This is a genomic window from Endobacterium panacihumi, assembly GCF_050847465.1.
Lineage (GTDB): Bacteria > Pseudomonadota > Alphaproteobacteria > Rhizobiales > Rhizobiaceae > Neorhizobium > Neorhizobium panacihumi.
Window position 1 is genome coordinate 85,159 of the sequence record NZ_JBOZRA010000007.1, and the last position, 25,904, is coordinate 111,062.

Sequence of the window (25,904 nt, forward strand, 5' to 3'; positions counted from 1 at the left end):
ATGTGCGAGGTGTCATGAGCGAATCTTTTCTTTTAGAGATGAAGAATATCTCCAAGAGCTTTTCCGGTGTGAAGGCTCTGGATGGCATTCATCTTCAGGTCCGTCCCGGCGAATGCGTCGGTCTCTGCGGCGAAAACGGTGCAGGCAAATCCACGCTGATGAAGGTGCTTTCCGCCGTTTATCCCTACGGCACATGGGAGGGCGAAATTTTATGGGAAGGCCGCGAGCTGAAGGCGGCGTCCATTCGCGAAACCGAAAGGGTCGGCATTGCCATCATCCATCAGGAACTGATGATGGTGCCGCACCTGTCGGTGGCGGAGAACATCTTTCTCGGCAACGAGATCAGCACTCACGGCTTTCTCGATTACGACGCGATGAATGCGCGGGCCCAGGAATTGCTGGCCAAACTCAACGTGCATGACATCAATCCGGCGCTGCCGGTTCTGAACTATTCCGGCGGCAAGCAGCAGCTCATCGAAATTGCCAAGGCGCTCAACAAGAACGCCAAGCTGCTGATCCTCGACGAACCGACCTCGGCGCTGACCTCGTCGGAAATCCGCACGCTGCTGGATCTCATCAAGCGCTTCAAGGCGGACGGCATGGCCTGCGTCTACATTTCCCACAAGCTGGAAGAGGTGGCCGAGATCGCCGACACCGTCACCGTCATCCGCGACGGCACGCATATCGGCACCAAGCCGATGGCGGACTTCACCACCGCCAGCATCGTGACGATGATGGTCGGCCGCGAGATGAAAAATCTCTACCCGAAGGAAGACCACGCCATCGGCGAGATCATTCTCGAGGCGCGCAACATCACCTGCTGGGATGTCACCAATCCCGACCGCAAGGTGGTGGACAATGTTTCGCTCAAAATCCGCAAGGGCGAAATTCTTGGCATCGCTGGTCTCGTGGGGGCAGGCCGCACCGAACTGGTCTCGACCCTATTTGGCGCTTACCCCACAGCACATCAGGGCACGATCCATCTCGATGGCCAGGAAGTGTCGATCAAAACGCCACGCGATGCTGTCAGGGCCGGCATCTGCATGGTGCCGGAGGATCGCAAGAAGAGTGGCATCCTGCCGATCATCGGCGTCGGCCACAACATGACAATCTCGGTGCTCAGCCGTTTCGCGCGTTTCGGCCTGATCGACGAACATGAGGAACTGGCGCAGATCCAGGCCGAAATTATCCGCCTCAAGATCAAGACCGCCGATCCGCTGCTGCCGATCGCCTCGCTTTCGGGCGGCAACCAGCAGAAGGCGGTCCTCTCGAAGATGATGCTGCCGGAACCACGTGTGCTGATCCTCGACGAACCGACACGCGGCGTCGATGTCGGCGCCAAATACGAAATCTACAAGCTGATCTTCGCGCTCGCCAAAACCGGCGTGGCGGTGCTGATGGTGTCTTCCGAATTGCCGGAGGTGCTCGGCATTTCCGATCGTGTTCTTGTCATCGGCGAGGGGCAGCTGCGCGGCGATTTCGTCAACGACAATCTCACCCAGGAACAGGTGCTGGCGGCCGCGATCGGCCATGCCGCACAGGTCGCCTGATCCTACTGTCATTGCTGGTGAAGGTTTTGAAATGACTGGCATAGTTTTGAGAAAATTCCTGTCCGAAAACAAGATCGTCGCGCTTCTGATCGTGGTGGCGCTGATCTGGGCGCTGTTCGGATATCTCACCTACAATACCGATACCGGCGTCTCCGGCTTCCTGACGGCGCGCAATTTTTCGAACCTCCTGCGCCAGATGGCGATCACCGGAATGCTGGCGGCCGCCATGGTCTTTGTCATCGTCGCCGGCGAAATCGATCTGTCCGTCGGCTCGCTGCTCGGGCTTCTCGGCGGCATCGCGGCCATTCTCGATGCTGTCTACGGCTGGCCGCTGGCCGGAACGATCGCCTTCGTGCTTCTGGCCGGTGCGGCCCTCGGCCTGATGAACGGCTGGTTGACCTCCTATCTCGGCATCCCCTCCTTCATCGTTACGCTCGGCGGGCAGCTCGCCTTTCGCGGCGCCGTGCTGGGCATCACCGGCGGCATCACCATCGCTCCGGTCTCTCCGGGCCTCAAATATCTGGGCCAGGGTTATCTGCCGGGCTGGCTCGGCAATGGCTGCGCGATCCTGCTCTTCGCCGTGCTGCTGTTCATGGCGATCCGCACCCGCCGCAAGCGCCTTCAGCACAATCTGAAAGTGCCGACACCCGCCATGGAGGCCGCAAAATTGTTCGGCACCGGGCTTCTCATTCTCGGTTTCGTGCTGGTGTTGAATTCCTACCAAGGCATTCCGGTGCCGGTTCTGCTGCTTCTCTTCGTGCTGGCCGTCTTCACGGTCATCGCCAAGGGTACCGTGTTCGGCCGTTACATCTACGCCGCCGGCTCCAATTCCGAAGCAACGCGCCTCTCCGGCGTCAATGTCAATCTGGTAAAAATGTCGGTCTTCGGCCTGATGGGGCTGATGGCCGCACTCGCCGGCCTTACCACCACGGCACGCCTTGCCGCCGGCACGCCGTCTGCCGGTTTCGGCGGCGAACTGGATGCGATCGCCTCCTGCTTCATCGGCGGCACTTCGATGCGCGGCGGTGTCGGGTCGGTCATCGGCGCGCTGGTCGGCGCGCTGATCATGGCAAGCCTCGATAACGGCATGTCGATGATGGGGGTCGACACGTTCTGGCAGCAGATCATCAAGGGCATCATCCTCGTCATCGCTGTGTATCTCGACATCATCTCGTCGGGTGTGAAACGGCTCTGATTTGATGTGGTTACCGGCGTGGACACTTACGCGCCGGCAACAACGTCCTCCGCTGCCTGCCGGATCGTCTGCATCAGGATCGTCAGCGGCAATGACGGCGTGGCATCGGCGCGAATGGTCAGCCCCACTGGCCCGCGCGTTTCCGATGTATCGATCGGCAAGGCGGCCAGAAACCCGTCGGCAAGATCGGTAGCGATCACGCCCCGCGAAATGATCCAGATCGCATCGCTCTGGCGCACGAAGGCGCGACCGAATGCATCGGACACCGTTTCCACCTGCGTCGGCAGGTTGGCGACACCATTGGCGATCAGAAACTGTTCGACATAAGGCCGGATGATCGAGCCGCGCGTCGGCATCAGCACCGGATAATCTGCAAATCCCTCGAATATGGATGTTTTGCTCGCCAGCAGAGGATGTCCGGCACGCACCACAAACACGACCTGTTCGGAATAAAGGTGCTCGAAGGAAAACCCCGCCATCTTTTCCGGCGCCGCCAGCCGTCCGACCACCAGATCGAGATCGTCGACCCGCAACTGTTCCAGCAAAACAGCATTGTCGCCTGTGACGATCTTGATGCGGCTGCCGGTTTTTTCCTTCAGAAACATCGACATGGCGCGTGGCATGATGCGTGTCGAAACCGTCGGCAGCGCACCGACTCGCACAGGCGGCGCTGCATCGAACAGTTCCTGCGAAACACTGTCCACGCCCTGCCTGAGCGCCGTCAGTGCCGCACCGGCATGGCGCAGGAAAACATCGCCATAACGGGTCAGGCGAATGCCGCGCCCGTCACGCTCGACAACGGCGACGCCGAGCGCCTCCTCCAGCTCGCGAATGGTTTTGGTCACGGCCGGCTGGCTGACATTGAGAATATCGGCCGCCTTCGCCACGCTCTTCTGGCGTGCCACCTCCACAAATGTCTGCAAATGCCGGAATTTAACGCGATTGGCTTTCAATTCATAATCCCCCGGTTAATGAAATGCGCCCAAAAATCATTTTACCTAACCATTTGATCGCTGCAATCTCTGTTGTGGAGGAGATTTCAGATGCAGTTCGTTTCGATCAACGACATCGTCATCCGTTATGACGTGGCGGGCGCGGGCGACCGCAAGCCGGTCATAGTCTTCATCAATTCGCTCGGCACCGATGCCCGTATCTGGGACCTCGTCCTGCCGAAATTTTCCGACGACTATACCGTCATCACCTATGACAAGCGCGGCCACGGCCTCTCCGATCTCGGCCAGCCACCCTACCGGATCGAGGACCACGCCGCCGATCTTGCCGGGCTGATCGATCATCTCGGTTATGCCGATGTCATTATTTGCGGCCTCTCCGTCGGTGGGCTGATCGCCCAATCGCTGTATGCCACGCGGCCGGATCTCGTTCGCGTACTCGTGCTGGCCGATACCGCCCACAAGATCGGCACCGCCGACATGTGGGCCGAGCGTATCACCAGGGTCGAGGCGGAAGGTCTTGGCCCCATGGTCGATGGCATCATGCAACGCTGGTTCACCGACGCCTATCGCGTGCCGGAAAACGCGGCCTATCGGGGGTATTGCAACATGCTGCTGCGTCAGCCGGTTGCCGGTTATGCCGGCACCTGCGCCGCCATCCGCGATGCCGATTTCACAAAGGCCGCCGGAAATATCGCGGTGCCGACGCTCTGCATCGTGGGTGCGCAGGATGGCTCGACGCCGCCCGATCTCGTGCGTTCGCTTGCCGATCTCGTGCCGGGCAGCCGTTACCACGTCATCGAAAACGCCGCCCATATCCCTTGTGTCGAAGCGCCGGCCGCCTTTGCCGCCGTCCTTCGCGATTTTCTCGCGCAATTGCCCGGAGAGTGAACCATGGCCGAGACCCCGAATTCTTCCGAGCGTTATCGCAAGGGCATGGCAACACGACGCGCCGTTCTCGGCAATGCCCATGTGGACCGGGCGCTGGCCAACGAAACGCCGTTCGACCAGCCGTTTCAGGAGTTGATCACCGAAACCGCCTGGGGCAATGTCTGGTCGAGGGAAACCTGGTCGAAACGCGACCGCTCGATCGTCACGATCGCGCTGCTTGCGGCACTTGGCCAGCATGAGGAAGTGGCGATGCATGTGCGCGCCACCAAAAATACCGGCGCCAGCCGGGAGGATGTCTGCGAGGCGCTGTTGCATGTGGCGGTCTATGCCGGCGTGCCGGCCGCCAATCACGCGTTCAAGATCGTCAAGGCAGCCTATGCCGAAATGGATGCCGCCGGCGGACAAGCCGGGGAGGAGGCAGAGTGAAGAACGAGAGACCCGAAACCGGCGGCTTTTTTGCCCGTGATCGCTCCATCCATCCGCCGGCCTATACGCCCGGTTACAAGACCTCCGTGCTGCGTTCGCCGCAAAAGGCGTTGATCTCGCTGGATGGCACCCGTTCCGAAATCACCGGCCCGGTCTTCGGCCACAATATTCTCGGCGAATTCGACAACGACCTGATCGTCAATTATGCCCGTCCCGGCGAGATGGCGATCGGCCAGCGTATTCTCGTGCATGGCCGGGTGCTGGACGAGCGCGGGCGTGGTGTCGATGGCGCGCTGGTGGAATTCTGGCAGGCCAATGCCGGCGGGCGGTATCGGCACAAGAAGGAAACCTATCTGGCGGCCATCGACCCGAATTTCGGCGGCTTCGGCCGCACGATCACCGATGAGAACGGTTATTACTGGTTCAAGACCATCAAGCCCGGCGCCTATCCCTGGCCGAACGGCGTCAACGACTGGCGCCCGGCGCATATCCATTTTTCCGTCTTCGGTCATGGTTTTTCGCAGCGCCTGATCACCCAGATGTATTTCGAGGGCGATCCGATGATCTGGCTGTGTCCGATCGTCAAAACCATTCCCGACGAACAGGCAATCCACCAGCTGATCGCGCCTTTGGACATGAATGCGACGATCCCGATGGATATGCGCGCCTACAAGTTCGATATCGTCCTGCGCGGCCGCCGTTCGACCTTCTTCGAGAACCGAAAGGAGGGCAACTGATATGCCGCAACCTCTCGGTTACCTGAAGGAATCCGCCTCGCAGACCGCCGGCCCTTACGTCCATATCGGCTGCACACCGAATTTCACCGGCATCGAGGGCGTTTATGAAACCGATCTCGGTTCCGGCCCGCTTGCGTCGGAAAAGACCCGTGGCGAGCGTATTACCATAAAAGGCCGCGTTCTCGATGGCACCGGCACGCCGCTCAAGGATGCGCTGATCGAAATCTGGCAGGCCGATAGCGACGGTTTCTACAACAGCCCATCGGAAACCTGTGGCAAGGCGGATCCAAACTTTTTCGGCTGGGGCCGTTGTCCCACCGACATGACGACCGGCGAATTCTTCTTCGATACCGTCAAGCCTGGCCGGGTGCCCTTCAACGACGGTCGGATGATGGCGCCGCATGTGACGCTCTGGATCGTCGCGCGCGGCATCAACATCGGGCTGCACACCCGCATGTATTTTTCCGATGAGGAAAAGGCCAATGCCGAGGACCCGATCCTGATGCGGCTGGAACATCGCAGCCGGGTCAAAACCTTGATCGGCAGACGCGAAGGTGACACGGTGTCCTTCGACATTCATCTTCAGGGCGAAGACGAGACCGTGTTCTTCGATATCTGAGCAGTTAAGGCATCGGTTTTCATGAGCGTATCCGCCTTCGATCATCCTTTCCTTTCCGGCCTTGTGGGCGACAGGGAAACGGCAGCCTTTTTCACCGCCAATGCCGATATCAAGGCCATGCTGGATTTCGAGATGGCGCTGGCCTCCAGCGAGGCGGCGGAGGGCTCCATCCCAGTCTGGGCGGCCGAACGCATCGCCGAAGTCTGCGCCCATTTCGCGCCGGATATGGAAAAGCTGCGTGTCGCCACCGCCCGTGACGGCGTCGTCGTGCCGGAACTGATCCGGCAGTTGCGCGAGGCCTGCGGGCCGGATGTCGGCCGCCATGTCCATAAGGGCGCCACCAGTCAGGATGTCGTCGATACCAGCCTGATGTTGCGGCTTCGTGGTGTTGCGGCGCTTCTGGAAGACCGGATGGAAAAACTCGATGCCGCCTTCGCTGAGCTCGACAGAAGTTTTGGCCATCACGTTATGATGGGCCATACCCGCATGCAGGCGGCGATCGAGATAAAAGTGGCCGACCGCATCCGTGCATGGTGCGAGCCGCTCGCCCGCCACCGCGCCCGTCTCGAAGCCTTTGCCGAAAGCGCGCTCGTGCTGCAATTCGGCGGTGCCGCCGGCACGCTGGATGGTCTGGGAGAGGAAGGTGTGGTCGTGCGCGAGGCACTCGCCGAGGATCTCGGGCTTGGCAATCATGCGCAGTGGCAAAGCCAGCGTGACCGGCTGGGCGAACTTGCGGGCCTTCTGTCTTTGATAACCGGAAGTCTCGGAAAATTCGGTCAGGATATTGCGCTTCTGGCCGAGGCCGGATCGGAAATCTCACTTGCCGGCGGCGGTGCGTCCTCCGCCATGGCGCACAAGCAGAACCCTGTGGCGGCTGAAGTTCTTGTGTCGCTGGCGCGCTTCAACGCCGCCCAGCTTTCCGGCATGCATCAGGCGCTTGTGCATGAGCAGGAGCGTTCCGGTGCCGCCTGGACGCTGGAATGGCTGACCCTGCCGCAGATGGCGGTTTCGACCGGCGCCTCCTTGCGTCTTGCACTGGAACTGGCCGGTAATATCCGCTCGCTCGGCCGGGATTGATGCCTGACCGACATTGCCTTGAATCATAACCTTTTGCATATGGGTCATCTCGGCCAATTCATTTTACTTGGACGCGCCATATGACAAACTGCAATTTGAATGCGGAGGAGGAGGCCCATCGGGCTTCCGCATCAGGGAGGGTAACATGAAGAGATTTCTGGCAACCGCGATTGCCACGCTGGCGCTCAGCGTCAGTGCGCATGCGGCCACGATCAAGGTCGGTGTCATCGGTCCGTTTTCCGGCCCGTTCGCGCTGCAGGGCAAAAATTTCAAGGCCGGCATCGATGCCTATATGGCGGTCAATGGCGCCAAGGTCGGCGATAACGATGTCGAGATCATCTATCGCGACGTGCCGCAGGCCGATCCGGCCCAGTCCAAGGCGCTGGCGCAGGAACTGATCGTCAAGGAAGGCGTGCAATATCTCGCCGGCTTCTATTTTACGCCGGATGCGATGGCGGCCACGCCGATCCTGCAGCAGGGCAATGTGCCGATGGTGGTGATGAATGCCGCGACCTCGGCAATCGTTACCAAGAGCCCCTATGTGGTGCGCACGTCGTTCACCACTTGGCAGACCTCGACGCCGATCGCGCAGGTCGCGAAAGATGCCGGCGTCGACAAGGTCATCACCGTGGTCAGCGATTACGGTCCGGGCGTCGATGCCGAAAACGCCTTCAAGGCGGCCTTCGAAAAGGCCGGCGGCAGCGTGGTCGAAGCGATCCGCATGCCGCTTTCCACCAACGACTTTTCGCCGATCATGCAGCGCATCAAGGATTCGGGTGCCGGCGCGGTGTTCGCCTTCCTGCCATCCGGCCCGACCACGCTCGGTTTCGTAAAAGCCTATAACCAGAACGGCCTGAAAACCGCTGGAATAAAAATCTTTGCGCCGGGCGACCTGACGCAGGAATCCGATCTCCCGGCCTTGGGCGAAGCGGCTGCCGGCATGCAGACCACCTTCCATTACGCCGTCAGCCACGATTCACCGGAAAACAAGGCCTTTGTCGAAGCCGCCTCCAAGGCGATCGGCAACCCCGCCGAACTGTCCTTCCCGGCCGTCGGCGCTTATGACGGCATGCATGTCATCTACAAGATGATCGAGGCAACCGGTGGCGAGCAGGATGCCAAAAAGGCGGTCGATGCGGTCAAGGGCCTCGCGTGGACCAGCCCGCGCGGGCCTGTGTCGATCGACGCCGAAAGCCGCCATATCACCCAGAACATCTATCTGCGTGAAGTGACCAAGGGGGCGGATGGCGCTTACATCAACAAGGAAATCAAGACGTTCGAGCGTCAGGGCGATCCGGGTCTGGCGGCTGCGAAGTAGAGTTTCTACGGGGGTGAATTGCCCCTCACCCTAGCCGTCTCCCCGTAAGGACGGGGAGACGGGATGTGGCTCACGCACCCTCAATTCTCGGGGCAGCACGGTGCGGCATATCCCTTCTCCCCGCGAGCGGGGAGAAGGTGGCGGCAGCCGGATGAGGGGCAAGTTCAACGGTCACGGGGGAATAGATATCCCCCGAAGCCGCCGACAACAAAAATACAACCACACCACAAGGACCCATACCCAAGCATGCAGACCGTTCTGAGCATAGCCATCGACGCCCTTGCCTATGGCATGGTGCTGTTCGTGATCTCGATCGGTCTGTCGGTGACGATGGGCCTGATGCGGGTCGTCAATCTTGCGCACGGCGCCTTTGCCATGATCGGCGGTTATCTCGCCTCCTATGCCACGCGTGATCTCGGCCTTGGGTATGCCCCCGCCATCCTCATCGCCGTCATCGCCACCGCCATCATCGCCGTGCCGATCGAACGGCTGCTTTACCGCCGCATCTATGGCGCGCCGGAACTGACGCAGGTGCTGATGACCATCGGCATCACCTTCTGCGTCATCGGTCTCGCCAACTATGCCTTTGGCCCGACGCTGAAAACCATTCCGCTGCCCGAAACTCTCTCAGGCTCGATCGACCTCGGTTTCCGCGCCATCGCCACCCACCGCATCTTCGCCATCGTCTGCGGCCTTATCGTCGCCGGTGGTCTGTGGTTCCTGATCGAACGCACCGCTTTCGGCATCCGTCTGCGCGCCGCGGTCGACAATGCGCCGATGGCCGAAGCCCTCGGCGTGCGCACGCAACTCGTTTATGCCGTCAGTTTCGCCGTTGCTGTCGGCCTTGCCGCCTTCGGTGGCATCGTCGGGGCCGAACTTCTGCCGGTCGAACCCTATTATGCGCTGCGCTACATGGTGACGTTTCTGGTCGCCGTATCGATCGGCGGCGCCGGCTCCATTCCCGGCGCACTGATCGCCTGTCTCCTGCTCGGCGCCATCGATACGACCGGGCGTTATCTTGCGCCGGAATATGGCGAGTTCTTTTTCTATCTCGCGGTGATCGTCATCGTCACCCTGTTCCCGCGCGGTCTGGCAGGGCGGTTCAAGTCATGACGGTTATGATGGATAGCACTTTTCCCACCCGCCGCCGGCCGCTCGGAACCCTGATCGGCATCGCCGTCATCATCGCGGCCAGCGTCATCGGCTATTTCCTCTTCCCCAACAATCTGGCGCTGCTCACCCGCATCGTCGCCACCATGCTGCTGGTCCTGTCGATCGATCTCGTCACCGGCTATTGCGGCGTCGCCACGCTCGGCCATGCAGCGCTGTTCGGGGCAGGGGCCTATGGCGCCGGCATCGTGTCTGCCCATTTCGGCATCACCGAACCGCTGACCATGACGCTGATCGGTGCTGTTGCCGGCGCGCTGGCGGGTCTAATATCCGGCATCGTCATCCTGCGGGCCCACGGCCTGCCTCAGCTGGTTTTGTCCATCGCCGTCGTCCACCTGTTTCACGAGGTCGCCAACAAGGCATCGGGCTGGACCGGCGGCAGTGACGGTCTTTCCGGCATCACCACGGATGCGCTGCTCGGCCTGTTCGAATTCGATCTCTGGGGCCGCACCGCCTATGTCTACGGCATCGTGCTGCTGCTGATCGTCTTCGTGGCTTTGCGCATCCTCGTGCAGTCGCCTTTTGGCATGCTGGCGCGCGGCGTGCGTGAAGATCCAGTGCGTGTCGCCGCCATGGGGGCGTCGGTGCATTCGGTCATGTTGCGCATGTATGTGATCTCAGGCGCTGTCGCGGGCATCGGTGGTGCGCTCAATGCCATCTCCACGCAGGTTGTCGGGCTGGACAGCCTTTCGTTCACGCTTTCGGCGGAAGCGCTGGTCATGCTGGTTCTCGGCGGTACCGGTTCGCTTTATGGCGCCATGGTCGGCACGGTCTCCTTCATGTGGTTCGAGGATGTGGTTTCCGCCGCCAACCCGTTCCACTGGCTCACCATCGTCGGGGCGCTGCTGATCGTCGTTGTGCTGTTTGCGCCAAAAGGGCTTTACGGCTCGGCCGCCGCCTTCCTGTCACGCCGTCGCGGGGGTGCAAAATGAGCCTGTTCGAGGTCCAAAAACTCCGCAAAAATTTCGGCGGCCTTGCCGTCACCAACGACGTGTCGCTGTCACTCGCGCCCGGTGATCGCCTTGCCCTGATCGGCCCCAACGGCGCCGGCAAAACCACCTTCGTCAATCTCGTCACCGGCCATCTCAAGCCGGATGGCGGGTCGATTGCGTTGGCAGGCGAGGATATCACCGGGGTCAAGGCGATGCAGCGCGTGCGCCGTGGTCTCGTCCGCTCGTTTCAGGTCACGCGCCTATTTGCCGATATGACGCCGCAGGAACATGTGGCGCTCGCCATCCTGCAACGCGATGGCAAATCCACCCGCATGTTCGGCCGTCATGATGCCATGCGTCCCGTCGTGGAAGAGGTGAGGGAAATTCTTGCCCTGCTCGGCCTGTTGGAACTTGCGCATATAAAAGTGCGAGAAATCGCTTATGGCCAGCAGCGTCTTCTGGAAATCGCGCTCGCCATGGCGCTGCGGCCAAAAGTCCTGCTGCTGGACGAACCCGCAGCCGGTGTGCCGCAAAGTGAAACGGCGCGCATCGAACGCGCGCTCGATATGCTGCCGCCCGATCTCGCCGTGCTGATGATCGAGCACGACATGGATCTCGTATTCCGCTTCGCCAAAAGGGTCATGGTTCTCGCCGCCGGCACCGTCATCTTCGATGGCTCGCCGCAGGATGTGACGCAGGATGTGGCTGTGCGCGAAGCTTATCTGGGGAGTTATGCCAATGCCGGCAGCGCCGCTTGAGGTGATAAAACTGTCGGCCGGTTACGGTCCGACGCGCGTGATCGAGGACGTTTCTTTCTCCGTGCCCGCCGGCGAACGCCTCGCCGTGCTCGGCCGCAACGGCATGGGCAAGACCAGCCTGTTCGCCACCATTGCCGGCCAGACGCGGCGATATGGCGGTGAAATCCGTCTCGGCGGTCAGGATATCGCCGCGCAACCGAGCGCAGCCCGCGCATTGTCCGGCATCGGTTATGTACCGCAGACCCGCGACGTGTTTCCCAGCCTGACGGTGGAGGAAAACCTGTTCGTCGGCCTGAAAAACCGCCCGAAATCCGCGGTCGAGGAAGCTTACGCGATGTTTCCGCGGCTAAAAGAGCGGCGTACCAATCTCGGCAGCCAACTCTCCGGCGGCGAGCAGCAGATGTTGTCGACCGCCCGCACCATTCTCGGTCAGCCGAGCGTGCTCCTGCTCGATGAACCGCTGGAAGGTCTGGCGCCGGTGATCTGCGAGGAACTGATGGCGGCCTTTTCTCTACTGGCGCAATCAGGCGAGACCACCATCCTGCTCGTCGAACAGCGTATCCAGAGCGCACTGGAATTCGCAGATCGGGTGATGATCATGGAACGCGGCCGCATCGCATGGACCGGCACGCCACAGGCGCTGTCTGGAGATCATGACGTGGTAGACCGCCTGCTGGGAGTCGGTGGATTGCACTGATCGCGATATGTCGCACCGATCGGCGGTTGATTGCTCCACTTGCGGATAGATGATAACGCTGATCATCTTTTGAGGCTTTTGCCCCGCCATATACGGGTTCCGAGGTGTCCTACATCCCATCCATGACTGCCTCTACGCAAGGCATCACGCCGACGGCGCCGGTCAAATGGCGTTGCCTCGATGGGGCGGTCGGCGTTTTCTGGGAGGCAAGCTGCAAGGTCGGTGCCAAGGGATATTACGTTTCGACCGATCCTCGGGTGATGATTTTCTTCAACGATATCTCTGCCCAATTCAGCATGTCGAACCAAAGCGAAGGTGCGGGCCGGGATCTGCGTGCCATGAGCCGCGCGATCTATGTGCCGGCTGGCGTTCCCATGTGGACCTCTGCATGTGCAGACCACCGCTTTTCCCATCTCGATGTGCATATTCACCGCGACCGCCTGCTGAAGTTTTTAACGCCGTCGCTCGGCACATCTGCCGCCAGAACGGCATTGATGCGACCCGTGGAGACGCAGGATATCGGTGCGGTCGAGACTCTGGCCGGGCTGTTGGTCGAGGAGGTCTCCACACCGAGTAAACACCCGATTTATTCTGAAAGCCTGGTTGGCAGTCTCGTGACCGGACTTCTGGATATCCCGGCGGATGATGATGCCTGGAAATACAAGCTTTCGCAGGCGCAAATGAACAAACTTGTCGCCCGTTCGGCCACCGACGGTGGCCTGAAGCTGACCGTCGCGGAAATGGCGACGGTGGTCGGCCTGTCTGAAAGCTGGTTCAATAAGGTTTTCAAGAACACGACAGGTCAAACGCCACTGCAATGGCAACTGGGCCGACGCGTGGAATTGGCGCAGCAGATCATGCTGGAAAGCGAGATGACGGTGACCGATGTGGCTGCAAGGCTCGGCTTTACCGATCAGGCGCATCTAACGAAGACATTCAGGCAGGTGGTCGGTGATACGCCGGCATCGTGGCGACGGATGCACAAGGTGCGATAGGCGCGATTTATCTGAATTGCGACGAGAAAGCCCCACTCGAATGCACGGGTGGGGCTTTGTTGTTTTTACCAGCTCTGGCGCAATGTCGCCATGACGGTCCGGCCCGCATTATAGAATTTCACGCCGGCCGCATCGTCGCGTTGAGCGATATGCTTTTCATCGAACACGTTGCTGACGTTCAGCTGGAATGTTGTGTTTTCGCGCACCTTGTAGGTGAATGCGGCATCGAACAGGATCGACTCTTCGCCATAAGTTGTGTTTTCGATATTGGTGAAATACTCGCCCATATATCGTGCGCCGAGGCCGAATGTCATGTCGCCGCGCGCTCCATCGCCCTGCAGGGTGTAGGTACCCCAGACAGATGCCACATGCTCCGGTACGCGCATGAGACGGTTGCCATCATCATCGCCACCCGGTTCATCGATCTTGGAGTCGATGTAGCTTTAGGCGGCGATCAGGTTGATATTATCCGTGACCTCAGCCTTGGCCTCGAGCTCGATACCGCGATTGCGGACCTTCGCGACCGTTTCCGGAACATAGGTCACGTAGTCGTAGGTGCCGACGTTTTTCTTGGTCAGGTCGTAGAAAGAAGCCGTGAACAGCGCCGGGAAAGCCTCCGGTTTGTATTTGAAGCCGACTTCATACTGCTTGCCGGTCGTCGGCTCGGCGCCTGTCGCGGGTGGTGCCACCGATTCACCGTAGCTAGCAAACGCTGCCAGCTCCGGCGTGATCTTGTAGCTTACGCCAACACGCTTGCTGAACTCGCTGTGATTACTTGAGGTCGTCCCGTTCGAGAGGTCGAGCCAGTCATTGCGAAGGCCAAGACTTACAGTCAACTTATCCGAAAAGGTCAGTTCCTGCTGAAGGTAGAGAGCCTTGGTTTTCTGATCGCTGATTTCCAGGGATTTTGCTAGCGTCAGATCGGGTCCTCCGGAATAGATCGGGTTTGTCCAATCAATCGGAGGAACAGGATAAAAAGGATATGGATCGTATTGATTTTCCGGCGAAAGATAGAGGCTGTAGTTTTCTGATGTATAGTTGTTGTATTCAACGCCTACCAAAGTCCGGCTGTCAATCGTGTCGAAATTTGCCTCGTAGGTGAGGTTGGCGTCAACGATAAACTGCTCGCTAGACTTGTCGCTACCATAAAAATAGCGGCTGGCCTCCGTGGAGCCCGGTGTTGTACGCAAGAGATACGCGCTGCCGGCATCCACGAACGAGTTGCTGTAACGCGCCTTTGAACCAAAGGTCAGGCCATTGCCGAAGTCATGGTCGAACATCAGGCTGTAGCTGTTGCGGTTGACGTCGTTGTGGTAATAGTCCGGCTCACCGAAAAAGGCGGAGCGATCAAAATCGCCTTCCAGCGGGTAACCGCCGCTGCCCGGAACGCCCTTCTTGTCCAGATGGTCATAGACGAATGTCAGGCTGGTCGCATCGCTGGGTCGCCAGGTCAGGCCGCCCATGAAGAAGTTTTCGTCGTCGCGCGAAAAATCGTATTCGGCGTCTGCGCGCTGAAGCTTTCCGGTCAGGCGGTAGGAAAGCGTGTCATCCTGCGTGATGTTGTCGCCGAAATCGAAGCCAACTTCCTTATGCGCGTAAGAACCGCCAGTTGCGTAAACTTCGCCAAAACGTTCGCTCTTCGGCTTTTTGGTGACGTAATTCACAGAACCGCCCGGCTCGGCTACGCCAAAACCTGCGGAGCTGACGCCTTTGAGAACTTCGAGACGCTCGAAAGCATAGGGCTCTTCCTTGATACCGCCGAACGTGCGTCCGATGGAGAGGCCGTCACGATAGGTGTAGGGAGTGAAGCCACGGATGTCGAAATAATCGAAACGGTCGTCCGCCCCATAAAAGTCAGTGATCACGCCGGCAGTGTACTGGACGACCTGCTCGACGCTGGTTGCGCCCCGCTCCTGGATTTCCTTGGCCGTCACGACGGAAACAGACGCAGGCGTGGTCAGCACTTCGCCGGGCAGTTTGCCAGCACCGGTTGTCATGTTTGCAATGATCGACTTGGAATCGTCATCTCCCCCATTGCCCGAAACGGTAATGGTCTGCAGAACGGTACCAGAGCTAGATGCCGCGTCCTGCGCAGCCACGAGACCGGGCGATAGCGTGATGATTGCGGTGCAGCCGAGAAGAACTGCGTGTGCTCGCCGAGTGAAAGTCCGCCGTTTGGCCTGGCCGGATCTCTTGCTATCCATTGTCTACGTTCCACAGGTTAGAAGACTATTCGAGGATGCTGGCCTGGGAGTGCTATCATCCTTGTTGCGGAGAGTTCGCATCAAACGACGGCCGCTGATCGTCTTTTGACAAGACTGCGCAGCCGGTAACGTCGATGTGATGTCCCCGGAAATTCACTAACCTGAGTTTACTTATCAGGTATTGTATCTTTCTGGCAATTTGTAAAAAACCGTGGAATTTTGCAGGCACTTTTTGCCGCAATCGGCGGTATTTGTTGAACCTGTGGCCAAACTGCCCTGCCGGCACAAGGCAATTTTACCGGGTTAACGGGACCGACGCGGCACGATATGGATTTCGACGTGCACAGAGGTCCGCATCCGGCTATGTCGGAGTCCAGATGAAGGAAATGCGGGAGTGTCCCATGCCGGCTGCGTCGTTGCCATGCCTTGCCGCCATTGCCTTGAGCGGCGAGGGATCCGTAGAGCCGCTTTTTGATAATGTCATCGAAAGCCTCAAGCGACGAGGCGTGCGGGTTGGCGGTTACATCCAGCGGGAGTATGCCGCGCCGGCAGGGCGTGATCCGCTGGTCGTTGCCGAGGACATTGAGACCGGCGTGACGTTTTCGATCATGCAGCCGCGCGGCGGGGCCGGTGCCGGCTGTCGTCTGGATCCAGGCGTGCTGGCCGAGGTGGCCGGCAGGGCGATCGCGCGTCTGGACGGCGATATCGAGCTTCTTGTGCTCAACCGCTTCGGGCGGACCGAGACCGAAGGCAGTGGCCTGCGTGCTGTTTACGAGAAGGCCATTGAACGCGGCCTGCCGGTTCTGACCTCGGTCAAGCCGGAGCATGTGCAAGGCTGGAAAGACTATACCGGCGGCATGTCCGTTCTGCTGCCCGCCGAAGAAGATGCGGTTTACGGCTGGTGTCGTCAGGTACTCGCCGCTTGGGAGCAGGTGCCGGGCAGATAGCACCCGCGACAACTTGTGCCGCGGGGGGAATGAACTGGCTTGCGTGATCCTACTGATGTACGACGATCCGGGCGTGATAGGGCACGCGGCTGTAGAGATCGATGACATCCTGGTTGATCAGGCGCACGCAGCCGGAAGAGGTGGCTTTGCCAATCGACTGCCATTCCGGCGAGCCGTGCAGGCGGTAGAGCGTGTCCTGATTGTTCTGGAAGATATAGAGTGCCCGCGCGCCCAGCGGGTTTTTGACGCCCGGGTCCATGCCGCCGTTTTCGACGGAAAACCGCTTGAGGCTTGGCTGGCGGGCGATCATGTCGTCCGGCACCTTCCAGCGCGGCCATGGCTGGCGCCAGTGGATGACGCCTTCGCCCTGCCAGGCAAAACCGTCACGGCCGATGCCGACGCCATAGCGCATGGCGGTGCCGCCCGGCTCGACCACATAAAGAAAACGCTCGGGCGTGTTCACAACAACCGTGCCGGGCTTTTCGCCGGTCGGATCGAGGACACGCTGGCGGTAATATTTCGGGTCGATCTGCTGGTAGGGAATGGCGGGGATCAGGTGTCCGGCATCGGAAACCGCCGCGTAACGCTCCTGCAACTCGGCCTCTGTCGGAGGCACGATCGGACGGCGAACCTGTTCCGGCACGGGTACGTTTCTCGGTGTGGTGGTGCAGCTGGCAAGCGTTGCGGTCATGGCTGCGGAGCCGATGACGAAAGCGCGCCGCGACAATTGAAATTCGCTGTTCATGTGAGGGTACAGGTTCTCTGGGAATCAATGATGATCCGTTCTGAACCGGCACTATCCGCCGGACAAGACGAAGGCCATCACATTGGCGGCATTTCCGTGCGGTTGGTCAAAAGCTCGACAAATATGCCACGATTGCGGCCATCGCGACAAAAAGCCTGTGTGGGGAAAGGTCCGTTTGCGCGCAGGTTCTGGCAACCGCCGCCAAGGCGGTATATCTCAGTCACTCCCGGTCTGTCGGGATGAAACCAATGGAAAACGTCATGACGAACGAACCCGATGAACCCGAAATGGAACATTCCGAACTGGCGGGTGAATTCACCGAGGATGACGTGACCGTTCTGGTCGATATCTATCGCCCGGCAGGCACTCAGAACGATTGGGTGCTGGAAGTCATTACCGAAGAGGATGACCTGACCACCTGGGACGAGCCCTTCGCCACGGACCGGGAAGCCTTCGAGGAATTCCTGGCGACCGTGGAGCGTGATGGCATTCGCTCCTTTTTCGGGGGTGAAGAGACCGAACCGGCGGTTCATTGATGAAGCGTGTCGATGATTTGATCCAATCGGCGCGCGCTGTGCATGATCGGTATGCCGCTGGCCGCATGGAGCGTGACATTGTGCGCCAATGGGCCATCGGGCTTGGCGGTTATCCGGAGCCACATGCGACAGCGGTGGCAGAGGCGATAACGTGGTTCAAACCCCTGCGCGACGGTGCCGACCCGGTAGAACTGAAGATCGCGGATCTTGCGCGCCTTCAGGCGATCTATAGCGCCTGAACCTGAGAGACGCCGCATTTGATGTGCGGCGTGACGCATGTCTTTCTACGGACGGTTTTTCAATTCCAGTGCATCTCACCGCCGATCAGCCGTGAGCGGATCGCGTTCGGCACGGTATTGAACAGAAAAACGACGAGCAGGATGCGCAGCACTATATAGGCGATATTGCCCCGGCCGGTATTGGTGCCCATGGCTTCCGGCCGATACCTTAATGCCTTCCGGTTTCCTAGAACATGAAGCCTCACACGGCCGTGCGTAATGTTTCCGCAATGTCCGCCATCGACACGACGAGCCGCGACCACTGTCGCCATCATTCCCATGATCAAGACGGCCCAAGGCCGTTGCGGAGAGGCAAGTCATGAAAAAAGTCATCATTCCCGTTTTGTGCGTTATCGCGCTCGCATCCTGTTCAAAGACGGAGAAATCCGCTGCCATCGGTGCCGCGTCCGGTGCGGTAATCGGCGGTCTCGTTTCGAACGACTGGCGCGGCGCGGCAGTCGGTGCGGCGGCCGGAGGAGCAACCGGCGCACTTGTCGGCAGAGCCAGCGAGGATCGTCGCCAGTGCACCTACCGCGACCGTTATGGCCGTCGTTACGTCGATCGCTGCTGATGCCGGCGGTATGAAGCGGTGCACACCACCGCTTCATGTCCATTGCTGAGCGGATGTCGAGCGGCCTATGCGCAACCATTGGCGACGCGGAGCGTAATGTTACCGTAATGCTGGTGTGGTCCTGAACGATCCGATGAGCCGGAGGGAAACCGGGCGGACACGAAGAACCAAAGGTGCCGGAATGAAGATCATCGCCACTGCCGTTTTGACAGTTGTCCTGTGTGCTTTCGCCACCATGGGGCTGGCCCAGGAACCGCGCCAATCTCCATCATCGTCTGACGCGCGCACCATTGGCGATCTGATCGATGTTCTCAAGGACGATGCGCTTCGCCAGCAACTGATCGGCCAACTCGAGCAGTTGCGAAACGAAAACCAGGCCACCACCGGACAAACGCCTGCCGAGGCATCAAAATCTGCGGAAAGCCCTGCGGCTGCCGGCGAAGAAGATGCCGTGTTCAATGACGGGCTGGTAACCGGTCTTTCGCAGTGGTTTGGCGATCTTGCACAGCGTTTGCCGACGGCTGCGCTCGGCGCACCGATCGATGTCAAATTCAATCAGGCGGAAGTGCAGGTCCAACGACGACTTGCCGCTCCGGGTGCGGTCGACGATCTGAAAGGCTTCGGTTCCCGATCGCTGGTTGGCTGGGCTGTGATAACCGTGGCGGCGCTGGCGGTGTTCCTGCTGGCAAGACGCCGGATTAGGACGCGGGTTGCCCGCGGTACACTCAAACGATCCGTGGTGCGCGACGTGGCGGTCAGGTCCCTTTATGCACTTTTGCCCTTGGTGGTCTGCATCGTCGTTGCGTTGATCTGGGTGGCTTTTCTGCCCTATTCGGATACCGGCAAGGCGATTTTTGTCCTTCTTGCCATGCCGTTTGCTGGTGCAGTTGCCAGCGCCAGCCTGATGTCGGCGCTGCTGGTTCTGCTGGCGCCATCAAAGGGCTGGCGTCTCGTCTCCTATGCGCAAAGGCGCCTGTCGCCGTTGGTTGGCGCCCTTGTCGGTCTCGCCTCGGCCGGTTCCGCGGCGATTGCGCCGGATATCCGCAGTGCAATCGGTCCTTCCACCAGCGATATCATCTCGCTTGTGTTCGATATTGCCGTGCCGATCTTTGCCGCCGTCATCATCGCACTTCATCGCAGGACAGTGCGCTCACTCATCGTGCGCGGATATTCCAACGACAGCGAAAGGCCGGTTTTCGACCGGGCCATCTACTGGATCGGTACGCATTGGCAGCATTTCGGCTTCCTCTTCGTCACCGTCAATATTGGAGCGCGGCTGTTCGGCGCTCAGTCGGGAAGTTTTCTGACGCAATCCAGCCTGTCGGTGGCGGTTATCGTCGTCGCTTTCATTGCTGTTGCCTCGATCCGCCGGTTCGAAAACAAGCGCATCGCGACCGCGAACCGCCGGCCGCAGATCGGTGTGCGACCTGTCATCCTGCGGCGCCTGTCGTCGATTGCCTATCGAACCCTTCAGGTGATCATCATCTTTTATGCGGCCGTATTCTGCCTCGGCCTGTGGGGGCTCGATGTCGGTGGGTGGGTCAGCAGTCCCGCAGGACTTTCCGTCATAGGTCCCATCCTGTCCATCGCACTGATGATGCTGGTCGCATGGTCTCTTTGGGTTGGTCTCGATGCCTGGATCACCGCGGCACTGTCGCAGTCGCAGGTCGGCGGTACCTACCGCGAGCGTTCGGCGCGTGTCCGCACGCTGCTGCCGCTGCTGCGCAACGTGGCCTTTGTGGTGCTGACGGTGTTGACGGTGATCGGCGTTCTGGCCAATCTCGGCATCAATGTCGCGCCGCTGATTGCCGGTGCCGGCGTGGTCGGCCTTGCCGTCGGCTTCGGCTCGCAACAACTCGTGCAGGATGTCATCACCGGTCTTTTCATTCTTCTGGAAGACACGCTCGCCATCGGCGATGTCATCGACACCGGTGACCGGGCGGGCACGGTGGAGGCGCTGACAATCCGCACCGTCAAGATCCGTGACGGTGATGGCGCACTGCATACGATCCCGTTTTCGACGGTCAAGGCGCTCAAGAACAGTTCGCGCGGTTTTGGCGTCTATACCGTGGCAATCACGCTGGCGCAGGGTGCCGATATCGGGAAAGCGCTGGACGTGTTCAAGGACGTGGGCGAGGAGGTGCGAAACGATCCGAAATTTGCGACCAATATCGTCGCGCCGCTCGATGTCTGGGGTGTCGATCAGGTCGGTCTGGACGGCATCGTCATCAAGGGCGCGATCAAGACACGACCACTACAGCAATACGGCGTCGGGCGCGAAATCAATCGCCGCATGAATGTCCGGCTGCAGGAGCTAGGCATCCCGCTGGCCAAACGCAGTGCCGGCTGGTCGGGAGAGAAGGTGATGGCATGAGACTGCTTCTTGTCGAGGACGAGATCGAGATGGCCAAGGCGTTGAGCGCGGTTCTCGCCCAGCATCACCATGTCGTCGATCATATGTCGAACATCGAACTGGGGCGGGAGGCCATCCGATCCAATGTTCATGATGCGATCATTCTCGACCGCCATCTGCCCGACGGAGATGGTCTTGATCTGCTGCGGGAAATGCGGGATGCCGGAAATTCGACACCGGTCATCGTGCTGACCGCGCATAACACACCGAGTGACCGCATTGGCGGGCTCAATGATGGTGCTGACGATTATCTTGGAAAACCTTTTCTTGCCGAGGAGCTGATTGCCCGGCTTGGTGCCATCATCCGTCGCTCTGATACCTATGCCAGCCAGACGATCGTGGAGGGCAATGTCTGCCTCGACCTTGATCATCAGGAAGTAACCATCGATGGCGAGGCACTGTCCTTGCCGCGGCGGGAAATGCTGGTCTTGCAGATGCTGATGCGCCGGGCCGGTCGAACGGTGTTGCGCCGCATGCTGGAGGAAGCGGTTTACGGATATGACGACGAGATCCAGTCGAATGCGCTCGACAGCCACGTCTCGCGCCTGCGCAAGCGTCTGGCGGATGCTGGTGCAAGCGTCACAATCCACAGTATCAGGGGGCTCGGCTATCTGCTGAGGGAAGGATGATGTCCGGCTGGTTCAGTCAAAAATCGCTGAAAGGGCAATTGGTCACGCGCTTTTCCATCGTTCTGGGTCTGCTGATGGTGATCATGACGGCCGGCATTCTGGCGCTGCTTGCCCTGGTCCTGCCGCCCATCGGTGATGCCGACCGTACGGTCCGGCCGATCATCGCGGAGGCCCTGCGAAACCAAGGTGGCCGCCTGGTTATAACCGAAACACCGGAACTGCAGCGGATCACACGCGAAGCGCCGAGTTTCTGGTTTGTAGCGTCCCGGGGCGATGACCGTGTCAGTCATGGTGTCGTGCCGGATGCATATCGGCCTGTTCTCGATGATCTCGATAGTATCGTTTTCCTTGATGTGCGCGAACGCGACGGATCGCCGATGACGGCAAGTGTTGCCGAGCTGGAAACCGTCGCCGGCACGCTGAAGGTCATGTATGGCGGCCGCTCCTATCCCGGTTCATTCCTGTTCAACGTGCTTTGGGGTTTGAAGGTCGTTTATCTGCCGCTTATCCTCATTCCGGTGGGCCTGGTTTTTCTGGCGTTGCCGTTGATGGTCGGTAAGTCGCTTTCCGGGCTTCGCCGCACCATCAGCGAAGCGGCCTCAATCGATGCCAATAGCCTCGGCGTACGCCTGCCCAAGGAGGGCGTCGTGCGTGAACTTCACCCGCTTGTCGATGCCATCAATTCCGCACTGGAACGGATCGACGAGGATGTCGGGCAGCGCCGTCGTTTTTTCGCCAATGCCGCACATGAATTGAGGACGCCGATCGCCATCCTGCAGACCCGACTGGAAGGACTGCCAGCCGCCAAGGACAAGGACAGGTTGTTGATGGATGTCGGGCGATTGGCCGCGACAGCCGAACAGCTGCTCGATCTCCAGCGTTTCGGCAGCGTCCAGTCCTGGGCGGATGTGGATCTCGTTTCGATCTGCGAGACGGTGGCCGCCGATTGCGCGCCTCTGGCGATCGCGGCCGGGTATGAGCTGGAATTCGATGCGGAGATAAAAGCGATGCGCATCCGCGGTGATCGGGATTCCATCGAGCGCGCCGTCACCAACCTTGTGCGCAATGCCATCGAACATGGCGGGGGGACAGGGCGCATTCGCATTGAGGTTTTGCGCGATGGCACGATCGAGGTGACGGACGAAGGGCCGGGAATACCGCCCGGTGAGCGTGAAAAAGTGTTCGAGCCGTTTTATCGCGTGACGCCGAAATCGATCGGGGCTGGGCTTGGCCTCAGCATCGTCAGCCAGATCGCTCAATTGCACAAAGGGCATGTCAGCGTCATCGATCATCCCTGGGGAGCGCGGTTCCGGCTGAAACTCGGTTGACTTTCAGATGTTGAAACGCCGGGATGCCCGCCAGATTGCGTCTCGGCGTGCATCCCGGCGACAACCACGGCCGGGCAGGCCCGTGAGGTCCAGCCGTGGTATCTGAAATCTCTCCGATTGCGGGCTTATCGCCTGTTCCCCATGGCGGGGACAGGTTCGGACAATGAGACGACATCGTCATCATCATGGTCGGTCCGGATCCGCGTCGCGGTCCGTTTTGCGGTCTCGTCTTTCAAGTTGATAACGCCGCTACGTCCCTGCTGTGGCTGGACATAATGGTCATTGGAAAGAAGCGTGGCGAAAATCGCGATGCTCATCTCAAACCTCTTGAAGATTGTCAGGCAGGATAAAGGGCGACCTGAAATGTCGATGCGAGAGGAATCGCTGCGTCGCATTGCGGGAACATTACGTGACAGGAAAAAACGAACAGCGGTTGTCGACACGGCCTTGTCGTGGGCTTTGATGCCGAAATCTTCATCCGGTGCTGGAAAGAAGTTTTGTGGTTGAAGGCGTTGATTTGGCCGAAAGCGAAGTTCCGGTATCTGTCGGTTCTTGAACCTGTTAACCCATTTCTATATCGCTCGAACGATCCCTAGGCGATAGGCCGGGAAGACCAAGCGGATTGTCGAATATCCATGCTGACCAAAAAAGGGAAATACGGGCTGAAGGCGCTTGTGCATCTGGCGCAGATCGAACCTGGCACGACGGCCTTCGTCAGCGAGATCGCGGCGCAGAACAATATTTCCAAGAAGTTTCTGGACGCCATCCTGCTGGAGCTTCGGAAGGGCGGCATTCTTCGCTCCAAAAAAGGGCCAGGTGGCGGTTACGCCTTATCGAAACCCGCATCCGAAATCTCGATCGGGCAGGCGGTGCGCATCCTCGATGGTCCGCTGGCGCCGATCCGCTGTGCCAGCAAAACCGCGTTTGAAGCCTGTGACGACTGCAATGACCCCGAGGACTGTCAGGTCCGACATTCGATGACGGAGGTTCGCGATGCGATCTCCGCCGTTCTGGACACCATGACGCTTGAGCAAATGGTTGCCAAACGGTCTTCGGGATTTGTCGACAAGATCGTGCAATAGTCAGAATTGGCCGTTGGGCTTGGGCAGCTTTCCATTCAGGTGGAAATCCCCGATCGCATGATGTTTCCAGCGAACAGGGTCATGCACCGTGTGGGTCCGTGCATTGCGCCAGTGACGATCGAAATTATGACTTTCGTCCGTCGATGATGTCCCAGCCAGTTTAAACAGGGCGTTGCTGGCTTCCAAAGCGGCCTCCGTGGTCAGGATCTTCGCAGTTGCGACCGCAATCGAAGCATCGTTTGCCGCGTCTGCGGAAGGGCTGACCTGTGCCACATCGATCTTGCGGCCTGCGCGTTCAAGAACGGCAGCGGCAGCCTCGATCTTGACCGCTATGGCACCCGTGCGTGCGACGGCCAAAGGGTCGTTGCTTGGCGTCTCGATGCCGATATTTTGGTTGCCTCGTGCTTTTGTTCGCACGAATGTCACCATGTCGTTGAAGGCTGCGCGGGCGATGCCGAGATCAACGGCCGCGTGAAGCAATTGCGCCAGCGCACCCAGTGGCGCGGGCTGGGCAAATATTTTGTGATTATCGATGACGGCATCGGCTGAAACATAGAGGTTGTCGATAATGACCGTACCGCTTGCGGTCGTGCGCTGTCCAAAACCCGACCAGTCGTCAACGATGGACAATCCCTGGCTCTGTTGCGGCACGATCGCCATGACCAGTCTGTCTTGAACATCCAGCGCGAAAATGGCGATCCAATCGGCAAAGAGCGCGCCGGTAGAGTAATATTTCCGTCCAGAGATCCGATAGCCGGCTCCGTCGGGCACCAGACGCGTTTCGATGTCGCCTGCTACCTTCACGTCCCGTTCCGCCAGCGCGTTGGCAAAATGATCGCCAGCCAGCGCGCGGGCGAAGAAATAGTGCCTCTGTTGCTCGCTGCCGGCCAGGCGCAGCACGTCGAGAATGTAAAAATGGTTCTGCGGGATCTGGCCGATTGAGCTGTCCGCTTCCGACAGGATGGCCAACATTTCCGCCAGGAAGGGATTGGAAATATCAGCACCGCCATACTCTGACGGCACCGTGACGCCGAGAAGGCCCGACTGGGCGACAAGCTGCATCTCGTGGCGCGGTAAGGTCCGCTCTCGATCTCTGAGGCTTGACCCTTCCCGAAATCGGGCCGCCAAATCCTTGGCGATATCGATCGCCTGATCCTCGCTAGCGATGTAAGGCGCAACCGGCCTGAGCTTCGCTGTCAATCCAACAACATTGCCCATCCAAATCTCCCGAGGCCTGAATGCTGACCCTCTGGCCCTGCAAAAGGTGTATTGGGTCATGCCGGCGAGGCATTGAGAAGAAATAAATCATCAATAACCCGACGATGTTTGGTGGATTTTGCTTTTTTGCGATTGTCTGAGGCTTCATCATTGCAGAGCGGCAATGTCCGCCTTCGACGTTGCAATCAGCTCGACATTCACGGGCTTGGCAAAAGTGCCGGCACCGTAATTCCGCCGGACTGCCGGCTGGCATTAGCCCGCCATGACGCCGCTTTGCCCCTCTTTCCAATAGGCTGCCGCCAGCGTCTGATCGCGGCTGAAACCGAGCGTGTTTCGCCAGTGATCGCGCACTTGCGCAGCAGCTCTGCCTTCGCTCGCGAACCAGCCGAACGTATTCCGGTCTGTGGGCCAATCCACCGCCATGATGGCATCCGCGAGGCAGGTGGCCATCTGGCCGCGATAGAGCCAGCCGATTTCGATGCCTTCCGGGTGGGTGATCGCTTGTTTTTCGCCGCTGTCGGCAATCTCCACAAAGGCAATACCGGATGTCCTGGAGGGAGCCATTCATTCCCTTGCGGCAGCGCTCTACGCTGAGAAGGTGATGAAATCGACGCGGTGATAGATGGCGGACGTAAGCT

Annotated in this window: 27 protein-coding genes and 1 pseudogene; 22 read left to right on the plus strand and 6 right to left on the minus strand. The window is 59.6% G+C overall.

Annotation, left to right across the window (positions count from 1 at the left end; all coding sequences use genetic code 11):
* Nucleotides 1-14: 14 nt before the first annotated feature.
* Entirely contained in the window at nucleotides 15-1,550 is a 1,536-nt protein-coding gene (locus tag ACRQ1B_RS23860) for a xylose ABC transporter ATP-binding protein (RefSeq protein ID WP_432296625.1), read from the plus strand.
* A 31-nt stretch (nucleotides 1,551-1,581) separates the two neighbouring features.
* Nucleotides 1,582-2,745, plus strand: coding sequence for a sugar ABC transporter permease (locus tag ACRQ1B_RS23865; protein WP_432296626.1), 1,164 nt, complete (start codon nucleotides 1,582-1,584; stop codon nucleotides 2,743-2,745).
* A 26-nt stretch (nucleotides 2,746-2,771) separates the two neighbouring features.
* On the opposite strand, the gene pcaQ is transcribed toward ACRQ1B_RS23865, so the two are convergent.
* Nucleotides 2,772-3,698: a pca operon transcription factor PcaQ gene (gene pcaQ, locus ACRQ1B_RS23870; RefSeq protein ID WP_432296627.1), complete on the minus strand. Its 927-nt coding sequence runs from the start codon at nucleotides 3,696-3,698 to the stop codon at nucleotides 2,772-2,774.
* A 90-nt stretch (nucleotides 3,699-3,788) separates the two neighbouring features.
* On the opposite strand from pcaQ, the gene pcaD reads away from it, so the two are divergent.
* From pcaD to ACRQ1B_RS23925, 11 genes are all read left to right on the plus strand, one after another.
* Nucleotides 3,789-4,586, plus strand: coding sequence for a 3-oxoadipate enol-lactonase (gene pcaD / locus ACRQ1B_RS23875; protein ID WP_432296628.1), 798 nt, complete (start codon nucleotides 3,789-3,791; stop codon nucleotides 4,584-4,586).
* A gap of 3 nt (nucleotides 4,587-4,589) precedes the next feature.
* A complete protein-coding gene (pcaC, locus tag ACRQ1B_RS23880) occupies nucleotides 4,590-5,012 on the plus strand; it encodes a 4-carboxymuconolactone decarboxylase (protein ID WP_432296629.1) in 423 nt (140 codons plus the stop codon).
* Nucleotides 5,009-5,749 (plus strand): protocatechuate 3,4-dioxygenase subunit beta, encoded by a 741-nt coding sequence (gene pcaH / locus ACRQ1B_RS23885; protein WP_432296630.1) that lies wholly within the window; start codon nucleotides 5,009-5,011, stop codon nucleotides 5,747-5,749. The genes pcaC and pcaH overlap by 4 nt, the downstream gene beginning before the upstream one ends.
* Before the next feature lies 1 nt (nucleotide 5,750).
* Entirely contained in the window at nucleotides 5,751-6,368 is a 618-nt protein-coding gene (pcaG, locus tag ACRQ1B_RS23890; RefSeq protein WP_432296631.1) for a protocatechuate 3,4-dioxygenase subunit alpha, read from the plus strand.
* A 21-nt stretch (nucleotides 6,369-6,389) separates the two neighbouring features.
* Nucleotides 6,390-7,445 carry a 3-carboxy-cis,cis-muconate cycloisomerase gene (locus tag ACRQ1B_RS23895; protein WP_432296632.1) on the plus strand — a complete coding sequence of 352 codons (1,056 nt, stop codon included), beginning with the start codon at nucleotides 6,390-6,392 and terminating at the stop codon, nucleotides 7,443-7,445.
* 145 nt (nucleotides 7,446-7,590) lie between these two features.
* Nucleotides 7,591-8,763: an ABC transporter substrate-binding protein gene (locus tag ACRQ1B_RS23900; RefSeq protein ID WP_432296633.1), complete on the plus strand. Its 1,173-nt coding sequence runs from the start codon at nucleotides 7,591-7,593 to the stop codon at nucleotides 8,761-8,763.
* Between the two features lie 246 nt (nucleotides 8,764-9,009).
* Nucleotides 9,010-9,876, plus strand: coding sequence for a branched-chain amino acid ABC transporter permease (locus ACRQ1B_RS23905; RefSeq protein WP_432296634.1), 867 nt, complete (start codon nucleotides 9,010-9,012; stop codon nucleotides 9,874-9,876).
* On the plus strand, nucleotides 9,873-10,865 hold the full coding sequence (locus ACRQ1B_RS23910) for a branched-chain amino acid ABC transporter permease (protein WP_432296635.1): 993 nt from the start codon (nucleotides 9,873-9,875) through the stop codon (nucleotides 10,863-10,865). Before ACRQ1B_RS23905 ends, ACRQ1B_RS23910 begins: the two co-directional genes overlap by 4 nt.
* On the plus strand, nucleotides 10,862-11,623 hold the full coding sequence (locus ACRQ1B_RS23915) for an ABC transporter ATP-binding protein (RefSeq protein WP_432296636.1): 762 nt from the start codon (nucleotides 10,862-10,864) through the stop codon (nucleotides 11,621-11,623). Before ACRQ1B_RS23910 ends, ACRQ1B_RS23915 begins: the two co-directional genes overlap by 4 nt.
* Nucleotides 11,604-12,320, plus strand: a complete 717-nt coding sequence (locus tag ACRQ1B_RS23920) for an ABC transporter ATP-binding protein (RefSeq protein ID WP_432296637.1) — start codon at nucleotides 11,604-11,606, stop codon at nucleotides 12,318-12,320. Before ACRQ1B_RS23915 ends, ACRQ1B_RS23920 begins: the two co-directional genes overlap by 20 nt.
* Before the next feature lie 104 nt (nucleotides 12,321-12,424).
* Nucleotides 12,425-13,315, plus strand: a complete 891-nt coding sequence (locus tag ACRQ1B_RS23925) for a helix-turn-helix domain-containing protein (RefSeq protein ID WP_432296638.1) — start codon at nucleotides 12,425-12,427, stop codon at nucleotides 13,313-13,315.
* Nucleotides 13,316-13,380: 65 nt separating this feature from the next.
* Here the strand turns inward: ACRQ1B_RS23925 and ACRQ1B_RS23930 are convergent.
* Nucleotides 13,381-15,519: pseudogene (locus ACRQ1B_RS23930) on the minus strand (TonB-dependent siderophore receptor).
* A 401-nt stretch (nucleotides 15,520-15,920) separates the two neighbouring features.
* Here ACRQ1B_RS23930 and ACRQ1B_RS23935 point away from each other — a divergent pair.
* Nucleotides 15,921-16,466: a DUF2478 domain-containing protein gene (locus tag ACRQ1B_RS23935; RefSeq protein WP_432296639.1), complete on the plus strand. Its 546-nt coding sequence runs from the start codon at nucleotides 15,921-15,923 to the stop codon at nucleotides 16,464-16,466.
* 49 nt (nucleotides 16,467-16,515) lie between these two features.
* Here ACRQ1B_RS23935 and ACRQ1B_RS23940 read toward each other — a convergent pair whose 3' ends face one another.
* Nucleotides 16,516-17,211, minus strand: coding sequence for a L,D-transpeptidase (locus ACRQ1B_RS23940; RefSeq protein WP_432296640.1), 696 nt, complete (start codon nucleotides 17,209-17,211; stop codon nucleotides 16,516-16,518).
* Between the two features lie 260 nt (nucleotides 17,212-17,471).
* On the opposite strand from ACRQ1B_RS23940, the gene ACRQ1B_RS23945 reads away from it, so the two are divergent.
* Both ACRQ1B_RS23945 and ACRQ1B_RS23950 read left to right on the plus strand, forming a co-directional pair.
* Nucleotides 17,472-17,747, plus strand: a complete 276-nt coding sequence (locus ACRQ1B_RS23945; protein WP_432296641.1) for a hypothetical protein — start codon at nucleotides 17,472-17,474, stop codon at nucleotides 17,745-17,747.
* Entirely contained in the window at nucleotides 17,747-17,986 is a 240-nt protein-coding gene (locus ACRQ1B_RS23950) for a hypothetical protein (RefSeq protein WP_432296642.1), read from the plus strand. The genes ACRQ1B_RS23945 and ACRQ1B_RS23950 overlap by 1 nt, the downstream gene beginning before the upstream one ends.
* Nucleotides 17,987-18,045: 59 nt before the next feature.
* Here the strand turns inward: ACRQ1B_RS23950 and ACRQ1B_RS23955 are convergent, their stop codons facing one another.
* Entirely contained in the window at nucleotides 18,046-18,177 is a 132-nt protein-coding gene (locus tag ACRQ1B_RS23955) for a hypothetical protein (protein ID WP_432296643.1), read from the minus strand.
* Between the two features lie 167 nt (nucleotides 18,178-18,344).
* Here ACRQ1B_RS23955 and ACRQ1B_RS23960 point away from each other — a divergent pair, with 167 nt between their 5' ends.
* The 6 genes from ACRQ1B_RS23960 (at nucleotide 18,345) to ACRQ1B_RS23985 (ending at nucleotide 24,048) form a co-directional block, all read left to right on the plus strand.
* Nucleotides 18,345-18,596, plus strand: coding sequence for a YMGG-like glycine zipper-containing protein (locus ACRQ1B_RS23960; RefSeq protein WP_432296644.1), 252 nt, complete (start codon nucleotides 18,345-18,347; stop codon nucleotides 18,594-18,596).
* A 181-nt stretch (nucleotides 18,597-18,777) separates the two neighbouring features.
* Nucleotides 18,778-20,970 carry a mechanosensitive ion channel domain-containing protein gene (locus ACRQ1B_RS23965; RefSeq protein ID WP_432296645.1) on the plus strand — a complete coding sequence of 731 codons (2,193 nt, stop codon included), beginning with the start codon at nucleotides 18,778-18,780 and terminating at the stop codon, nucleotides 20,968-20,970.
* Nucleotides 20,967-21,638, plus strand: coding sequence for a response regulator transcription factor (locus ACRQ1B_RS23970; RefSeq protein WP_432296646.1), 672 nt, complete (start codon nucleotides 20,967-20,969; stop codon nucleotides 21,636-21,638). Before ACRQ1B_RS23965 ends, ACRQ1B_RS23970 begins: the two co-directional genes overlap by 4 nt.
* On the plus strand, nucleotides 21,638-22,966 hold the full coding sequence (locus ACRQ1B_RS23975) for a sensor histidine kinase (RefSeq protein ID WP_432296647.1): 1,329 nt from the start codon (nucleotides 21,638-21,640) through the stop codon (nucleotides 22,964-22,966). The genes ACRQ1B_RS23970 and ACRQ1B_RS23975 overlap by 1 nt, the downstream gene beginning before the upstream one ends.
* Nucleotides 22,967-23,260: 294 nt before the next feature.
* Entirely contained in the window at nucleotides 23,261-23,473 is a 213-nt protein-coding gene (locus tag ACRQ1B_RS23980; protein WP_432296648.1) for a hypothetical protein, read from the plus strand.
* Nucleotides 23,474-23,601: 128 nt separating this feature from the next.
* Nucleotides 23,602-24,048: an RrF2 family transcriptional regulator gene (locus tag ACRQ1B_RS23985; RefSeq protein WP_432296649.1), complete on the plus strand. Its 447-nt coding sequence runs from the start codon at nucleotides 23,602-23,604 to the stop codon at nucleotides 24,046-24,048.
* Here the strand turns inward: ACRQ1B_RS23985 and ACRQ1B_RS23990 are convergent, their stop codons facing one another.
* Both ACRQ1B_RS23990 and ACRQ1B_RS23995 read right to left on the minus strand, forming a co-directional pair.
* Nucleotides 24,049-25,266, minus strand: a complete 1,218-nt coding sequence (locus ACRQ1B_RS23990; protein WP_432296650.1) for an SfnB family sulfur acquisition oxidoreductase — start codon at nucleotides 25,264-25,266, stop codon at nucleotides 24,049-24,051.
* Between the two features lie 252 nt (nucleotides 25,267-25,518).
* Nucleotides 25,519-25,830, minus strand: a complete 312-nt coding sequence (locus ACRQ1B_RS23995; protein ID WP_432296651.1) for a siderophore-interacting protein — start codon at nucleotides 25,828-25,830, stop codon at nucleotides 25,519-25,521.
* Nucleotides 25,831-25,904: the final 74 nt, after the last annotated feature.

Bases quoted from the DNA above. Each gene is read 5' to 3' on its own strand.
- ACRQ1B_RS23860 (WP_432296625.1), top strand. From the start codon at position 15: ATGAGCGAATCTTTTCTTTTAGAGATGAAGAATATCTCCAAGAGCTTT.
- ACRQ1B_RS23865 (WP_432296626.1), top strand. From the start codon at position 1,582: ATGACTGGCATAGTTTTGAGAAAATTCCTGTCCGAAAACAAGATCGTC.
- pcaD (WP_432296628.1), top strand. From the start codon at position 3,789: ATGCAGTTCGTTTCGATCAACGACATCGTCATCCGTTATGACGTGGCG.
- pcaC (WP_432296629.1), top strand. From the start codon at position 4,590: ATGGCCGAGACCCCGAATTCTTCCGAGCGTTATCGCAAGGGCATGGCA.
- pcaG (WP_432296631.1), top strand. From the start codon at position 5,751: ATGCCGCAACCTCTCGGTTACCTGAAGGAATCCGCCTCGCAGACCGCC.
- ACRQ1B_RS23895 (WP_432296632.1), top strand. From the start codon at position 6,390: ATGAGCGTATCCGCCTTCGATCATCCTTTCCTTTCCGGCCTTGTGGGC.
- ACRQ1B_RS23900 (WP_432296633.1), top strand. From the start codon at position 7,591: ATGAAGAGATTTCTGGCAACCGCGATTGCCACGCTGGCGCTCAGCGTC.
- ACRQ1B_RS23905 (WP_432296634.1), top strand. From the start codon at position 9,010: ATGCAGACCGTTCTGAGCATAGCCATCGACGCCCTTGCCTATGGCATG.
- ACRQ1B_RS23910 (WP_432296635.1), top strand. From the start codon at position 9,873: ATGACGGTTATGATGGATAGCACTTTTCCCACCCGCCGCCGGCCGCTC.
- ACRQ1B_RS23915 (WP_432296636.1), top strand. From the start codon at position 10,862: ATGAGCCTGTTCGAGGTCCAAAAACTCCGCAAAAATTTCGGCGGCCTT.
- ACRQ1B_RS23920 (WP_432296637.1), top strand. From the start codon at position 11,604: ATGCCGGCAGCGCCGCTTGAGGTGATAAAACTGTCGGCCGGTTACGGT.
- ACRQ1B_RS23935 (WP_432296639.1), top strand. From the start codon at position 15,921: ATGCCGGCTGCGTCGTTGCCATGCCTTGCCGCCATTGCCTTGAGCGGC.
- ACRQ1B_RS23940 (WP_432296640.1), bottom strand. From the start codon at position 17,211: ATGAACAGCGAATTTCAATTGTCGCGGCGCGCTTTCGTCATCGGCTCC.
- ACRQ1B_RS23945 (WP_432296641.1), top strand. From the start codon at position 17,472: ATGACGAACGAACCCGATGAACCCGAAATGGAACATTCCGAACTGGCG.
- ACRQ1B_RS23950 (WP_432296642.1), top strand. From the start codon at position 17,747: ATGAAGCGTGTCGATGATTTGATCCAATCGGCGCGCGCTGTGCATGAT.
- ACRQ1B_RS23955 (WP_432296643.1), bottom strand. From the start codon at position 18,177: ATGGGCACCAATACCGGCCGGGGCAATATCGCCTATATAGTGCTGCGC.
- ACRQ1B_RS23960 (WP_432296644.1), top strand. From the start codon at position 18,345: ATGAAAAAAGTCATCATTCCCGTTTTGTGCGTTATCGCGCTCGCATCC.
- ACRQ1B_RS23965 (WP_432296645.1), top strand. From the start codon at position 18,778: ATGAAGATCATCGCCACTGCCGTTTTGACAGTTGTCCTGTGTGCTTTC.
- ACRQ1B_RS23970 (WP_432296646.1), top strand. From the start codon at position 20,967: ATGAGACTGCTTCTTGTCGAGGACGAGATCGAGATGGCCAAGGCGTTG.
- ACRQ1B_RS23975 (WP_432296647.1), top strand. From the start codon at position 21,638: ATGTCCGGCTGGTTCAGTCAAAAATCGCTGAAAGGGCAATTGGTCACG.
- ACRQ1B_RS23985 (WP_432296649.1), top strand. From the start codon at position 23,602: ATGCTGACCAAAAAAGGGAAATACGGGCTGAAGGCGCTTGTGCATCTG.
- ACRQ1B_RS23990 (WP_432296650.1), bottom strand. From the start codon at position 25,266: ATGGGCAATGTTGTTGGATTGACAGCGAAGCTCAGGCCGGTTGCGCCT.
- ACRQ1B_RS23995 (WP_432296651.1), bottom strand. From the start codon at position 25,830: ATGGCTCCCTCCAGGACATCCGGTATTGCCTTTGTGGAGATTGCCGAC.